The sequence below is a fragment of the Wohlfahrtiimonas sp. XWW7 genome, assembly GCF_056716055.1.
Map to the genome: position 1 here is coordinate 706,163 of NZ_CP168032.1, position 15,158 is coordinate 721,320.

A 15,158-nucleotide genomic window follows, 5' to 3' on the forward strand; every position below is an offset into this window, starting at 1 on the left:
TACTCGTATGATAACATGCTTCTATTCAAGCCATCTTTAGATTATGGATACCTATGAAAAAAACAATATTATTCTGTGTTATAGCTCTGACTTCTCCTGCTGTTTTTGCCAATAATGTTGCGACAGAAACGCCAGCATTTTCACAAATTTCTGTGCAGGCAATTGTGAAAGAAAATAATTTAAAACTTCGTGCAAATAAAGGCGATGTGACTAAATTTTATGCTGATTATGCGCTCGCAAATCCTAGTGCGGAACAAGTCTGGTTAGTGAAAGATAAATTATCGAAACAAGGTCAAAAAGCTTTGGCGTTATTGGAAAAAAGTGATCAAAAGGGCTTGTTTTCCAATAATTATCACATTGCCGAAATGCAAGCTTTATTGCAGGGCGATATGAGTAATGTGGATAACCAAAAACTTTTAGATCTTTTAATGACCGATGCAATGTTGAGTTATTTGCGAGATGTATCTGTGGGACAGCCAGAATTAATTGTGGTGGAAAAGAAAAATTGGTTATTACCACGTGATTCATTTGATAGCGCAGTAGAATTACTGAATATTATTACTGCTGAAGATCTAGAGCAGCAAGCGGCATTAGTTGAGCCAAAACATCATCAATACCAAACATTGGTAAAAAATTTACAAACTTTATTGAGCCAAACAGATTTTTCTGCGCCAGAAACTCAAGTGAAAGTTGGTGGAAAGTTATCGTTGAATGATCAAGGTACTAATGTTGTATTGTTGAATAATCGTTTAATTGAATTGGGTTATTTAGCGACAGATCATCAGGATCAGCAAAAGTTCGATGCAATGACGAAAGAGGCTGTGCAAAAATTCCAAAGAACGCACTTGTTAGAGCCAGATGGGGTTGTTGGTCGTCGCACGCAGCAAGAGCTTAATAAAACACAGAAAGATCGTGCAACACAGTTGATTGCTAATATTGAAAGATGGCGTTGGATGCCGAAAGATTTGGGGCAACATTATCTGATGGTGGACATTCCAAGTTTTGAATACTACGTTGTGAAGGATGGCAAAGAAACTGTGCGTGCTAAAACGATTGTTGGTAAATCGCAACGTTCCACGCCCGTATTTATGGCGCCAATGAATCATATTGTATTTGCACCATATTGGCATGTGCCACGATCAATGGCTGTGAAAGACCAGTTGCCTAAGCTGAAAAGAGATCCTGAGCGTTTAGCGCGTTCTAATATTCGTATCTACGATAAAGATGGCAATGAGATTGATCCAGTAATGGTGGATTGGTCACAATACAACAATAACAATTTCCCATATCGTTTGCGTCAAGATCCAGGTACATACAACGCATTAGGGAAAGTTAAATTCATGTTCCCTAATAAACATGCGATCTATCTGCACGATACCCCACAAAAAAGTTTGTTTGGCAAAACAGAACGTACATTCAGTTCTGGTTGTATTCGTATTGAAAACCCAATCGAGCTTGCTGAGTACTTTTTAAAAGATCAAGATTGGAAATTGGATAAGATCAAGAAGGCTTATGATGGTAGTTCTGAGCGTACAGTACGATTAAAAGAAGATATGCGCTTTCCAGTGTATACAATTTACATGACAGCCGCTGTAAATGGGGATGATGAGCTGGTTTATCGTTCCGATATTTATGATCGTGATGGTGCGTTACAACAGAAAATTGCTAAATTATCAGACAATCTGTAAAAAAAATTTGACACAAAAGAAAGAATCCATATAATGGCAACTCTCTCGGGTGGGATACTCAAGCGGTCAACGAGGGCAGACTGTAAATCTGCTGGCTAAGCCTTCGAAGGTTCGAATCCTTCTCCCACCACCAAATTATAAGATTGAAAAAAGCGGGTGTAGTTCAATGGTAGAACCTCAGCCTTCCAAGCTGATTGTGAGGGTTCGATTCCCTTCACCCGCTCCATTTTTCTAAGCGCTCATATAGCTCAGTTGGTAGAGCACACCCTTGGTAAGGGTGAGGTCGCCAGTTCGATTCCGGCTATGAGCACCATTAATCCCCTTTTTTACATAGAGTGATTTGATTATGTCAAAGGAAAAATTTAGTCGTAGTAAACCACATGTTAACGTAGGTACAATTGGCCACGTTGATCATGGTAAAACAACATTAACAGCTGCGTTGACTAAAGTTGGTGCAGACCGTTTCGGTGGCGCTTCTCAAGCATACGATCAAATCGATAAAGCTCCAGAAGAAAGAGCGCGTGGTATTACAATCTCTACATCGCACGTAGAATATGAATCAGATACACGTCATTATGCACACGTTGACTGTCCTGGGCATGCGGACTATGTTAAAAACATGATCACTGGTGCTGCTCAGATGGATGGCGCTATCTTGGTTTGTTCAGCAGCTGATGGTCCTATGCCTCAAACTCGCGAACACATCTTGTTGTCACGTCAAGTAGGTGTTCCGTACATCGTTGTATTCTTGAACAAAGCTGATATGGTTGATGATGCTGAGTTAATCGAATTGGTTGAAATGGAAGTTCGTGACTTGTTAAGCACTTACGATTTCCCAGGTGATGATACTCCTATTATCGTTGGTTCTGCTTTGAAAGCATTGGAAGGCGATGAGTCAGAAATTGGTGTTCCAGCAATTGTTAAATTAGTAGATGCATTGGATTCTTACATTCCTGAGCCAGAGCGTGAAATTGACAAGCCATTCTTGATGCCAATCGAAGATGTGTTCTCAATCTCTGGTCGTGGTACAGTAATCACTGGCCGTATCGAATCAGGTATTGTTAAAGTTGGTGAAGAATTAGAAATCGTTGGTATTACTCCAACAATGAAAACAACTTGTACTGGTGTTGAAATGTTCCGTAAATTATTGGATCAAGGTCAAGCTGGTGATAACGTTGGTGTGTTGTTGCGTGGTACTAAGCGTGAAGAAGTTCAGCGTGGTCAAGTATTAGCAAAACCAGGTTCAATTAAGCCTCATACTAAATTTGAAGCTGAAGTATATGTATTGTCTAAAGATGAAGGCGGTCGTCATACTCCATTCTTTAAAGGTTACCGTCCGCAGTTTTACTTCCGTACAACTGACGTAACTGGTGCTGTAGAATTGCCAGAAGGCGTAGAAATGGTTATGCCTGGTGATAACATCAAGATGGTAGTTGAGTTGATCAACCCAATCGCAATGGATGAAGGTTTACGTTTCGCGATTCGCGAAGGTGGCCGTACTGTTGGTGCTGGTGTTGTGGCTAAGATCATTGCATAATTAAATAATGGGTTGGTAGTTCAATTGGTAGAGCAACGGTTTCCAAAACCGTAAGTTGAGGGTTCGAGTCCTTCCCAGCCCGCCATTTATTAAAAAAGCAGCACTAGGCTGCTTTTTTAATTTCAGAAAAATATGTATAATGAACAATTTAGTTCCGAGAAATGACTATGAGTAAGAAAGAGAATCAGGTTGTGGCCAAGGAAAAGGCTGAGAAAGGGAAGTTGCAAGTTTGGGCGTCTGTTATTTTGTTGTTAGCAGGTGTGTTTGGCTACTATTATTTAATGGAAACAAAGCTTGTGTTGGCATTTGTGTCATTGGGTGTAGGCGTTGCATCATTCTTAGCTGTGTTCTTGACGTCGGTGACTGGAAAGAATTTGATTCTGTTTTTTAAAGAGGCTCGCATTGAGTTGCGCCGCGTAGTTTGGCCTAGTTGGGATGAAACTAAGAAAATGACTTTAATGGTGTTGGTAGTAATGGCGCTATTCTTAGTATTTTTATTGTTTTCTGATTGGGTTCTGGGTTGGTTAGTATCATTTTTATTAGCACGCTTTGGGGGTTAAGAGATGCGTTGGTATGTGATTCAAGCTTACTCTGGTTATGAAAATCAGGTAATGAAAGCACTCAAAGAATATGTTGCTCGTGCAGGTTTGGATGATTTTTTTGGTGAAATTATTGTTCCATCTGAAGAAGTTGTAGATGTTCGTGATGGAAAAAAACGTAAAAGTGAACGTAAATTCTTTCCTGGTTATGTATTAGTTGAGATGGAAATGAATGATGATACGTGGCACTTGGTGAAAAATACACCAAAAGTTATTGGTTTTATTGGGGGAACAGGTGATCGTCCGATGCCAATTACTACAAAAGAAGCCAATCGTATTTTAGATAGAATGGCTGAGGCAGAAGAAGGTCCTAAGTTGAAAGTTCTATTTGAAGTGGGTGAGTCAGTTCGTGTTATTGATGGTCCATTTGCAGAATTTAATGGTGTAGTTGAAGAGATTTTACCAGAAAAAGGCCGTCTAATTGTATCTGTGATGATTTTTGGTCGTGCTACGCCAGTTGAATTGGAATTTTTCCAAGTCGAAAAAGGTTGATAAAATATTTAAATTGTGGTTTGAGAATATATTATGTATAATCTCAAACCTTTTGTTATTGGGGAGCAATGAAAGTTGCGTTGACCCGTTTTTAGGAGATAGACATGGCCAAGAAAGTAACGGCTTATATCAAATTGCAGGTTCCAGCTGGTAAAGCTAACCCTGCTCCACCAATTGGTCCAGCATTGGGTCAACATGGTGTAAATATTATGGAATTCTGTAAAGCTTTCAATGCTGAAACTCAGCAAATGGAAGTTGGCATGCCATTGCCAGTTGTAATTACCGTTTACAACGATCGTTCATTTACGTTCATCAAGAAAACTCCACCAGCAGCTTATTTGTTGAAAAAAGCAGCAGGATTGAAATCTGGTAGCTCAAATCCTAATACTAAAAAAGTTGGTAAAGTAACTCGCCAACAGTTAGAGGAAATTGCAGAAACTAAAGGTGCAGATCTTTCTGGCGCAACATTAGAAGCAAAAGTACGTACATTAGCGGGTTCTGCTCGTTCAATGGGTATTGAAGTGGAGGGTCTATAATATGGCTAAGCAATTAACTAAGCGTGCAAAAGCTATCAGCGAATTAGTAGATGGTCAAAAAGTTTACTCAGCGGTAGAAGCTTTTGAATTGTTGGCTAAATTGCCACAAGCGAAATTTTTAGAATCAGTTGATGTTGCTTTGAACTTGGGTGTAGATCCACGTAAAAGCGATCAAGTGGTTCGTGGTGCTACAGTTATGCCTAACGGTACTGGTAAGACAGTTCGCGTAGCTGTATTTGCTCAAGGCGCAAATGCAGAAGCAGCTAAAGCTGCTGGTGCAGACGTAGTAGGTTTCGAAGATTTAGCAGAAAGCATCAAAGCTGGCAACATGGATTTCGATGTTGTGATCGCTTCTCCAGATGCAATGCGTATTGTAGGCCAATTGGGTCAAGTATTAGGTCCACGTGGTTTAATGCCTAACCCTAAAGTTGGTACAGTAACTCCAGATGTTGCTGGTGCGGTAAAAAATGCTAAATCTGGTCAGGTTCGTTTCAGAACTGACAAAAACGGTATTGTTCATGCATCAATCGGTAAAGTAGATTTCGACGCAGTTAAATTGCAAGAAAACTTGAAAGCATTGATCACTGAAGTAAACCGTTTGAAGCCATCATCTGCTAAAGGTGTTTATTTGAAGCGTGTGACTATATCTTCAACGATGGGTCCAGGCTTAATGGTTGATGCTTCATCAATCTAATTCAGATTAGAACTTCTTGCTGTAGCAATATGGCAGGAAGTGTCTGAGACCGTAGATGCCGCAAGGCTTAATGTTCTACGTAGACGGTGACCTAACTAATAGTGATCCGTAAGGCCCCGAATAAGGGATGTTTAATAACTACTTATGGTGACGTATGTTAACTTTACAAGAAAAACAAGCAGTTGTTGCTGAAGTTTCTGAAATTGCAGGTCGTGCGCATTCATTAGTTGCTGCTGAATATCATGGATTAACAGTATCACAATTGTCGACTTTACGTGAAAAAGCTCGTCAAAGTGATGTTTATCTCCGTGTTGTAAAAAACAGCTTAGCTAAGCGTGCGTTAACAAATAGCAGTTTTGAAAGTATTAACGATCAACTAACTGGTCCTATCATTCTTGCGTTCTCTTTGAACGAAGAAGATCCAGTATCAGGTGTTCGTGCAATCCACGAGTTCTTGAAAGAAAAAGCACACGAAAAAATGGTTGTGAAAGCAATTGTTCATGATGGTGAGCTTTATGATGGTAGCGCTCTTGAGCGTATCGCATCTCTTCCAACGAAAGATCAAGCTATCTCTATGTTCCTTGCTGTGCTCAAAGCGCCTGTACAAAAATTGGCAGCTACTTTGGCAGCAGTTCGCGATCAGAAAGAAGCAGCTTAATGCTATTTGTTTTAAACAGATTATTATTTATTAATTTTTTAGGAGTCTAAAATGTCTATTTCTAAAGATGATATTTTAAATGCAATTGAAGAAATGAAAACTGCTGAAATCATGGAATTGATTTCTGCAATCGAAGAAAAATTCGGCGTAACTGCTGCTGTAGCTGTAGCTGCTGGTCCTGCTGCTGGTGCTGCTGCTGCTGAAGAAAAAACAGATTTTGACGTTGTTATGACAAGCTTTGGTTCTAACAAAGTAAACGTAATCAAAGTTGTTCGTGGTATCACAGGTTTAGGCCTAGGTGAAGCTAAAGCAATGGTTGAAGGCGTTCCTGCAACTGTTAAAGAAGGCGTTGAAAAAGCTGAAGCAGAAGAAATCAAGAAACAACTTGAAGAAGCTGGTGCTGCAGTAGAATTGAAATAATTACTGTTTCTAGTAATAGACTGAATTTCTGTCTAATTGTTTAGGAAATTTGTAATTTGATGATTTATATCTAGAGATATGTTTACGACAAAGGCTAGTGGAAAACCACTGGCCTTTAGTAGCTTGTCTCTATTGTAAACTAGAAAAAGTGTATCAGTCTCAAGATAACAATAACGATATTCTTTTTCTAGTTTACCCTTTAATTTAGTAAGCCTTGAGGATTTGATAATGTATTCTTTTACAGAAAAAAAACGTATCCGTAAAGATTTTGGGAAACAATCCAGTGTTTTAGATGTTCCATATCTTTTATCGATTCAATTAGATTCATACGAAAATTTCCTTCAACAGGGTGAAAATCGTAAGAAGCGTAAAAACCAAGGCTTACAAGCTGCCTTCGAATCTATTTTCCCTATTACAACAACAAAAGCAAAGACGCCGACTGCACCAGGTTATACGTTGAGCTTGGAATTTGTTGATTATCACATGGGCGAGCCAGAATTTGATGTTCGTGAATGTCAGTTGCGCGGCGTAACTTATTCAGCACCGTTGCGTGTTGGTATGCGCTTAAGAATTTCTGATGCTGATACAGGTGTGATTAAAGAAGTTCGCGAAGCGAGCATTGATCGTTTCGGTCGTGGTGGTGTTTATCTAGGTGAATTACCGCTAATGACAGAAAATGGTACATTTGTAATCAATGGTACTGAGCGTGTTGTTGTATCTCAGTTACATCGTTCACCAGGTGTGTTTTTTGATCATGATAAAGGGAAAAGCCATTCCTCAGGTAAATTATTATTCTCTGCTCGTGTGATTCCTTATCGTGGTTCGTGGTTAGATTTTGAATTCGATATTAAAGATTTATTATTTGTTCGTATCGATCGTCGTCGTAAATTGCACGCGACTATCTTGCTTCGTGCATTAGGTATGAGCGATACAGAAATTTTGAATACATTCTTTGAGAAGAATGCATTCCTATTTGAAGATGGTAAAGTTTACTTAGAATTGATCGCAGATCGTTTACGTGGTGAAATTGCTGCATTTGACATCATGGTGGATGGTCAATTGGTTGCTGAGCGTGGCCGTCGTATTACTGCGAAACACATTCGCGAATTAACAAAAGCGGGTGTTGAAAAATTAGAAGTGCCAGTTGAATATTTGATTGGTAAAGTGATTGCTGAAGATATCTTTGATGAAGATACAGGCGAAGTATTGTTGTTGGCGAACGAAGTATTAACATATGATTTAATTGTTGAGCGTTTGGCACAGAAAAATATCAAGCGTATCAATGTATTGTATACAAATGATGTTGATCGTGGTTCTTATATTTCTGATACTTTACGTGCTGATTTAACTAAAACTCAGTTAGAAGCACAAGTTGAAATTTACCGCATGATGCGTCCTGGCGAACCACCAGCGAAAGAAGTTGCAGAAACATTGTTCCACAGCTTGTTCTTTGATATTGATCGTTATGATTTATCTGCTGTTGGCCGTATGAAATTTAATCGTCGTTTAGGTCGTGGCACTGATGTTGGTGAAGGTACATTATCGAACGAAGATATCATCGAAGTTATCAAAACATTGGTAGACATTCGTAACGGTAATGGCACTGTAGATGACGTGGATCACTTAGGTAACCGTCGTGTGCGTTGTGTTGGTGAAATGGCTGAAAATACATTCCGTATTGGTTTAGTTCGTATTGAACGTGCTGTTAAAGAACGTTTATTATTGGCTGAAGCAGAAGGTTTGACGCCACATGAATTAGTGAATGCAAAACCCGTTGCAGCAGCAATGAAAGAATTCTTTGGTTCTTCTCAGTTGTCTCAGTTTATGGATCAGAACAACCCATTGTCAGAAATCACGCATAAACGCCGTATTTCAGCATTAGGTCCTGGTGGTTTGACGCGTGAGCGTGCGGGCTTTGAAGTTCGAGACGTTCATACAACTCACTATGGTCGTGTATGTCCAATCGAAACACCTGAAGGTCCAAACATCGGTTTGATCAACTCATTAGCATGTTATGCGCGTACTAATGAATATGGTTTCTTAGAAACACCATATCGTAAAGTGATCGATGGCAAAGTAACGAATGAAATTGAATACTTGTCAGCCTATGAAGAAATGGAATTTGGTATCGCTCAGGCAAATGCTCGCTTGAATGAACAGGGCGAGTTCATGGATGACTTAATTGCATCGCATGTGAACGGTGAATTCATTCTTTTGACACAAAATCAAATTCAATACATGGACGTTTCACCACGTCAGATCGTATCAGTTGCCGCTGCATTGATTCCATTCTTGGAACACGACGATGCTAACCGTGCATTGATGGGATCGAACATGCAACGTCAAGCGGTTCCAACATTGCGTTCTGATAAGCCATTGGTTGGTACAGGTATTGAAAGTACAGTTGCTCGTGACTCAGGTGTATGTATTGTTGCTAAACGTGGCGGTATCGTTGATTATGTAGATGCGACTCGCATCGTTGTTCGTGTTAATGAAGAAGAGACTAAAGCTGGCGAAGCTGGTGTTGATATCTATAACTTGACGAAATATATGCGTTCTAACCAGAGCACATGTATCAACCAACGTACATTAGTAAAAGTAGGTGATCGTGTATCAGCTAAAGATGTTATGGCAGATGGTCCATCAACAGATTTAGGTGAATTGGCATTGGGTCAAAACATCTTAGTAGCATTCATGCCATGGAATGGTTATAACTACGAAGATTCCATCTTGATCTCTGAACGCGTTGTTCGTGAAGATCGTTTCACAACAATCCACATTGAAGAATTAACATGTGTGGCACGTGATACTAAGTTAGGCCCAGAAGAGATTTCTTCGGATATCCCTAACGTATCAGAAGCTGCATTAACAAAATTAGATGAAGCTGGTATGGCATTCATCGGTGCTGAAGTTAAAGCTGGTGATATTTTGGTGGGTAAAGTTTCTCCAAAAGGTGAAACACAATTAACGCCAGAAGAAAAATTATTGCGCGCGATCTTTGGTGATAAAGCATCAGATGTTAAAGATACATCTTTACGTGTACCAACTGGTATGGATGGTACTGTTATTGATGTGCGTGTATTTACACGCGATGGCATCGAAAAAGATAGCCGTACTCGTGAAATCGAAGCCACTGAATTAAAACGTGTTCGTAAAGATTTGAACGATCAATTGCGTATTTTGGAAGATGACTTGTTCGATCGCGCACAACGCTTGTTGATGTCAAATGTCGCAGCTGCGGGTAACAGAGGATTCAAAGCAGGTAGCAACTTCACTGAAGATTACTTATTGGGTCTAAACCGTGAAGAATGGTTGAGCTTAGCATTGAAAGAAGAAGATGCCGCAAATGACTTGGCACAATTGAAAGAATTGATGTCACAGCAACGTAAAGAGTTCGACAAGCAATTTGAAGAAAAACGTGAAAAATTAATCCAAAGTGATGAATTAGCGCCAGGCGTATTGAAAATGGTGAAAGTTTATCTTGCGGTTAAACGTCGTATTCAACCAGGTGATAAGATGGCTGGTCGTCACGGAAACAAAGGTGTTGTTTCTATGATTGTTCCAGAAGAAGATATGCCATACATGGAAGATGGTACACCAGTTGATATCTGTTTGAATCCATTGGGTGTTCCTTCGCGTATGAACATCGGACAGATTTTGGAAACACATTTAGGCTGGGCTGCAAAAGGTTTAGGTAATAAGATCCAGAAGATGTTGGAAGAGAAGTCTGCGATGACTGATCTACGTGGTTTTATTGATGAAATTTATAACAAAGATGAAAGTGCGCAGAAGGTTGATTTGAATGATTTCAATGATGATCAATTCTTAGAATTGTGCCACAACTTGAAAAATGGTGTGCCAATGGCAACGCCAGTATTTGATGGTGCATCTGAAGAAGAAATGCGTCGCATGTTGCGTTTGGCTGATTTACCAGAATCTGGTCAAATCACATTGTTCGATGGTCGCACAGGTGATGCGTTTGATCGTCCTGTAACAATTGGTTACATGTACATGTTGAAATTGAATCACTTAGTTGATGATAAGATGCATGCTCGTTCTACAGGCCCTTACTCATTAGTAACGCAGCAGCCATTGGGTGGTAAAGCTCAGTTTGGTGGTCAGCGTTTCGGTGAGATGGAAGTTTGGGCGTTGGAAGCTTATGGTGCATCATATACATTACAAGAAATGTTGACAGTTAAGTCGGATGACGTTGTTGGTCGTACGGAAGTTTATAAGAGTATTGTGAATGGAGAGCATCGTATGGATACGGGTATGCCAGAATCGTTCAACGTTCTCGTTAAAGAGATTCGTTCTCTTGGTATCAATGTAGAGTTAGATGGTGAGTAATCTCTTTAAGCATAGGAACTAATGAACAATGAAAGATTTAATGAATTTATTTAAAAGTTCGGACAATGTTAAGAACTTTGATGCGATTAAAATCGGTTTAGCATCACCAGAAATGATCCGTTCGTGGTCATTTGGTGAAGTTAAAAAGCCAGAAACAATCAACTACCGTACATTTAGACCAGAGCGTGATGGTCTATTCTGTGCTCGTATCTTCGGGCCAGTAAAAGATTACGAATGTTTGTGTGGTAAATACAAACGTTTGAAACACCGCGGTGTAGTGTGTGAGAAATGTGGTGTAGAAGTTACAGTTGCTAAAGTGCGTCGTGAAAGAATGGGGCACATTGATTTAGCTGCTCCAGTTGCACACATTTGGTATTTGAAATCATTACCAAGCCGTATCGGCTTGTTATTGGATATGACATTGCGTGATATCGAAAAAATCTTATATTTCGAATCATTCGTTGTTACAGATCCAGGGATGACACCATTAGAGCAAGGTCAAATCTTAACGGATGAAGAATTCTTAGACATCATTGAAGAGCATGGTGATGAATTTGAAGCAAAAATGGGTGCAGAAGCAATTCTAGATCTATTGAAAGCTTTGGATATGGAACAAGAAGTTTCTCGACTACGTGAAGAATTGGAAGAAACAGGTTCAGAAACTAAATTCAAACGTTTATCTAAACGTTTGAAATTGATCGAATCATTCATTCAATCTGGTAATAAGCCAGAATGGATGATCTTGACTGTATTGCCAGTATTACCACCAGATTTACGTCCATTGGTTGCTTTGGATGGTGGTCGTTTTGCAACATCAGACTTGAATGATTTGTATCGTCGCGTTATCAACCGTAATAATCGTTTGAAGCGTTTATTGGAATTAAGCGCACCAGATATCATCGTTCGTAACGAAAAACGTATGTTGCAAGAAGCTGTAGACTCATTGTTAGACAATGGACGTCGTGGCCGTGCAATTACGGGTACTAACAAACGTCCATTGAAATCTTTGGCAGATATGATCAAAGGTAAGCAAGGTCGTTTCCGCCAGAACTTATTGGGTAAACGTGTTGACTACTCAGGTCGTTCTGTAATCGTAGTTGGTCCTACGTTACGTTTACACCAGTGTGGCTTACCGAAAAAAATGGCTTTGGAATTATTCAAACCATTCATCTTCTCTAAATTGATTTCTCGTGGTATTGCTGTAAAAATTAAAGCAGCTAAGAAATTAGTAGAGAAAGAAGCGCCAGAAGTTTGGGACGTTTTGGAAGAGGTGATTTCAGAACATCCAGTATTATTGAACCGTGCACCTACATTGCATAGATTGGGTATTCAAGCGTTTGAACCAATTTTGATTGAAGGTAAAGCAATCCAGTTGCATCCATTAGTATGTACAGCGTTCAATGCCGACTTCGATGGTGACCAAATGGCGGTTCACGTACCTTTGTCAATCGAAGCGCAATTAGAAGCTCGCGCATTGATGATGTCTTCAAATAACATTTTGTCACCAGCAAATGGTGAACCAATCATCGTTCCTTCACAGGACGTTGTTTTGGGCTTGTACTATATGACTCGTGACCGTGCTCGTGTAAAAGGTGAAGGTATGATCTTCGCTGATTACGCAGAAGTATTGCGTGCATACCAAGCGAAAGAAGTTGCGGTACATGCGAAAATTCAAGTGCGTTTACCTGCTTATATGTTTGAAGATGCACAAGAAGGCGAAAAAGTACGTCGTGTTGAAACAACAGTTGGTCGCGTATTATTATCAGATGTATTACCAAAAGGCTTACCTTTTGCGTTGATTGATCGTGCATTGACTAAGAAAGTCATTTCTAATTTAATTAACCAAGCGTATCGTCGTTTAGGTTTGAAAGATACAGTTATCTTTGCTGACCGTTTGATGTATACAGGTTTCTATTACGCAATGCGTTCAGGTTCTTCAGTTGGTTATGAGGATATGGTGATTCCAGATGAAAAAGCTGGCATTATCAGTGATGCAGAAGCAGAAGTAAAAGAAGTTCAAGAACAATATGCACAAGGTTTGGTAACAAACGGTGAGCGTTATAATAAAGTTATCGATATTTGGTCTCGTACAAATGAAGAAGTTGCCAAAACGATGATGAAAAACTTGAGTAAAGATCGCAATATTGATGCAGATGGCAATGAAATCTTAGAAGATTCATTTAACTCTATCTTTATGATGGCCGACTCTGGTGCTCGTGGTAGTGCGGCGCAGATTCGTCAGTTAGCTGGTATGCGTGGTTTGATGGCAAAACCAGATGGTTCGATCATTGAAACGCCAATCACAGCAAACTTCCGTGAAGGTCTAGACGTTCTTCAATACTTCGTATCAACGCATGGTGCTCGTAAAGGTTTGGCGGATACGGCATTGAAAACAGCAAACTCAGGTTACTTGACACGTCGTTTAGTTGACGTTGCGCAAGACTTAGTGGTTGTGAGCGAAGATTGTGGTACAACAGATGGCTTATTGATGACTCCAACTGTTGAAGGTGGCGATGTTATCGAACGTTTGAGTGAGCGTGTATTAGGTTTAGTAACAGCTCAAGACGTTTACATTCCAGGTTCTGATGAAGTATTGTTCCCAGCGGGTACATTGATCGACGAAGCTGCGGCTGAAATGTTAGATGATAAAGGTGTGGATGAAATGATCGTTCGCTCTGCTATCACATGTGACAACTTACACGGTTTGTGTGCTAAATGTTATGGCCGTGACTTAGGTCGTGGTCATTTGGTGAACCCAGGTGAATCTGTAGGTGTTATCGCAGCACAATCAATCGGTGAACCAGGTACTCAGTTAACAATGCGTACGTTCCATATCGGTGGTACAGCATCTAGTTCTGCAGCTGTTTCAAGTGTACAAGTTAAAACAAAAGGTTTGTTGAAACTTGTTAAGATGAAAACTGTTAAAAATACAGAAAATCAATTGGTATCAACATCTCGTTCAGGTGAAATCATCATTACGGATGAATTCGGTCGTAACCGCGAACGCTATAAAGTACCTTACGGTTCTACTTTAGCAGTAGGCGAAGGCGAAACAGTTAATGTTGGTGATATTGTTGCAACATGGGATCCGCATACATATCCAGTAGTTGTAGAAGTGACAGGTTTTGTTAAGTTTGAAGACTTTGATGAAGGTATCAATGTTCAGAAACAAACGGATGAAATTACAGGTTTAACTCACTTAAGCGTATTGGATTCTAAATCACGTGGCGCAGGTAAGGATAAACGTCCTGCAATTCATGTTGTGGATGCCAATGGTGATGCATTAACATTGCCAGGTACTGACATCGCTGCGATCTATACATTGCCAGTAGGTGCGATCGTTTCGTTGAATGATAATGCACCAGTATCTGTAGGTGATGTATTAGCACGTATTCCACAAGAATCATCGAAAACACGTGATATCACGGGTGGTTTGCCACGCGTTGCGGACTTGTTTGAAGCACGTCGTCCTAAAGAAGCTGCTATCTTGGCAGAAATTTCAGGTATCGTGAGCTTTGGTAAGGAAACTAAAGGTAAGCAGCGTTTGGTATTAACGGATCGTGAAGGTAATACTTACGAAGAGTTGATTCCTAAATGGCGTACTATCAACGTGTTTGAAGGTGAAAGCGTTGAGAAAGGTGAAATCATCGTTGATGGTGAATTGAGCTCACACGATATTTTGCGTTTGTTAGGCGTTAAAGAATTGGCTGCTTACTTAGTGAAAGAAATTCAAGACGTTTACCGTTTACAAGGTGTAAAAATCTCTGATAAACATATTGAAGTGATCATTCGCCAGATGTTGCGTAAAGTTGAAATCGTGGAAGCAAATGATTCTGAGTACATCAAAGGTGAGCAAGTTGAAAAAACTCAAATGCTTCGTGAAAATGCTCGCTTGATTAAAGAAGGTAAAGTACCTGCAACGTATGAACCAATTTTATTGGGTATTACGAAAGCATCATTGGCGACAGAAAGCTTCATCTCTGCGGCATCGTTCCAAGAAACGACTCGCGTGTTAACAGAAGCATCTGTACGTGGCTTACGTGATGAATTACGTGGTTTGAAAGAGAACGTAATTGTTGGTCGTTTGATCCCTGCTGGTACGGGTTTGGCTTATCATGATGAGCGCCGTAAAGAGAGAGAACAAGAGCACGAAGGCACAGAATTATTCATCAGTGCTGAGTAATACA

Annotated in this window: 10 protein-coding genes and 4 tRNA genes; all 14 read left to right on the forward strand. The window is 39.9% G+C overall.

The genetic code is table 11. The features are described from left to right. Positions 1–53: 53 nt before the first annotated feature. The 14 genes from ACA100_RS03390 (at position 54) to rpoC (ending at position 15,154) form a co-directional block, all read left to right on the forward strand. Positions 54–1,688, forward strand: a complete 1,635-nt coding sequence (locus tag ACA100_RS03390) for a L,D-transpeptidase family protein (RefSeq protein WP_481078599.1) — start codon at positions 54–56, stop codon at positions 1,686–1,688. Positions 1,689–1,736: 48 nt separating this feature from the next. Further along, positions 1,737–1,821 (forward strand) — tRNA-Tyr (locus tag ACA100_RS03395). Positions 1,822–1,840: 19 nt separating this feature from the next. Then, a tRNA-Gly gene (locus tag ACA100_RS03400) sits at positions 1,841–1,914 on the forward strand. An 11-nt stretch (positions 1,915–1,925) separates the two neighbouring features. Next, positions 1,926–2,001 (forward strand) — tRNA-Thr (locus tag ACA100_RS03405). Between the two features lie 33 nt (positions 2,002–2,034). Then, the gene (tuf, locus tag ACA100_RS03410; protein WP_481078600.1) at positions 2,035–3,225 is read left to right on the forward strand and encodes an elongation factor Tu; all 1,191 of its coding nucleotides are present in this window, start codon (positions 2,035–2,037) and stop codon (positions 3,223–3,225) included. A 9-nt stretch (positions 3,226–3,234) separates the two neighbouring features. Then, a tRNA-Trp gene (locus tag ACA100_RS03415) sits at positions 3,235–3,310 on the forward strand. Positions 3,311–3,392: 82 nt separating this feature from the next. Then, on the forward strand, positions 3,393–3,785 hold the full coding sequence (secE, locus tag ACA100_RS03420; RefSeq protein WP_481078601.1) for a preprotein translocase subunit SecE: 393 nt from the start codon (positions 3,393–3,395) through the stop codon (positions 3,783–3,785). Between the two features lie 3 nt (positions 3,786–3,788). Beyond that, a complete protein-coding gene (gene nusG, locus ACA100_RS03425; protein WP_481078602.1) occupies positions 3,789–4,316 on the forward strand; it encodes a transcription termination/antitermination protein NusG in 528 nt (175 codons plus the stop codon). Between the two features lie 104 nt (positions 4,317–4,420). Further along, complete coding sequence (gene rplK, locus ACA100_RS03430) at positions 4,421–4,852, forward strand: 50S ribosomal protein L11 (protein WP_077925822.1); 432 nt, start codon at positions 4,421–4,423, stop codon at positions 4,850–4,852. Position 4,853: 1 nt separating this feature from the next. Beyond that, entirely contained in the window at positions 4,854–5,546 is a 693-nt protein-coding gene (gene rplA, locus ACA100_RS03435) for a 50S ribosomal protein L1 (RefSeq protein ID WP_481078603.1), read from the forward strand. 154 nt (positions 5,547–5,700) lie between these two features. Continuing rightward, a complete protein-coding gene (gene rplJ / locus ACA100_RS03440) occupies positions 5,701–6,204 on the forward strand; it encodes a 50S ribosomal protein L10 (RefSeq protein WP_481078604.1) in 504 nt (167 codons plus the stop codon). Between the two features lie 51 nt (positions 6,205–6,255). Further along, complete coding sequence (gene rplL, locus ACA100_RS03445; RefSeq protein ID WP_481078605.1) at positions 6,256–6,624, forward strand: 50S ribosomal protein L7/L12; 369 nt, start codon at positions 6,256–6,258, stop codon at positions 6,622–6,624. A 225-nt stretch (positions 6,625–6,849) separates the two neighbouring features. Further along, on the forward strand, positions 6,850–10,971 hold the full coding sequence (gene rpoB / locus ACA100_RS03450) for a DNA-directed RNA polymerase subunit beta (RefSeq protein WP_481079098.1): 4,122 nt from the start codon (positions 6,850–6,852) through the stop codon (positions 10,969–10,971). A gap of 28 nt (positions 10,972–10,999) precedes the next feature. Then, positions 11,000–15,154, forward strand: a complete 4,155-nt coding sequence (rpoC, locus tag ACA100_RS03455) for a DNA-directed RNA polymerase subunit beta' (RefSeq protein WP_481078606.1) — start codon at positions 11,000–11,002, stop codon at positions 15,152–15,154. Positions 15,155–15,158 lie beyond the last annotated feature (4 nt).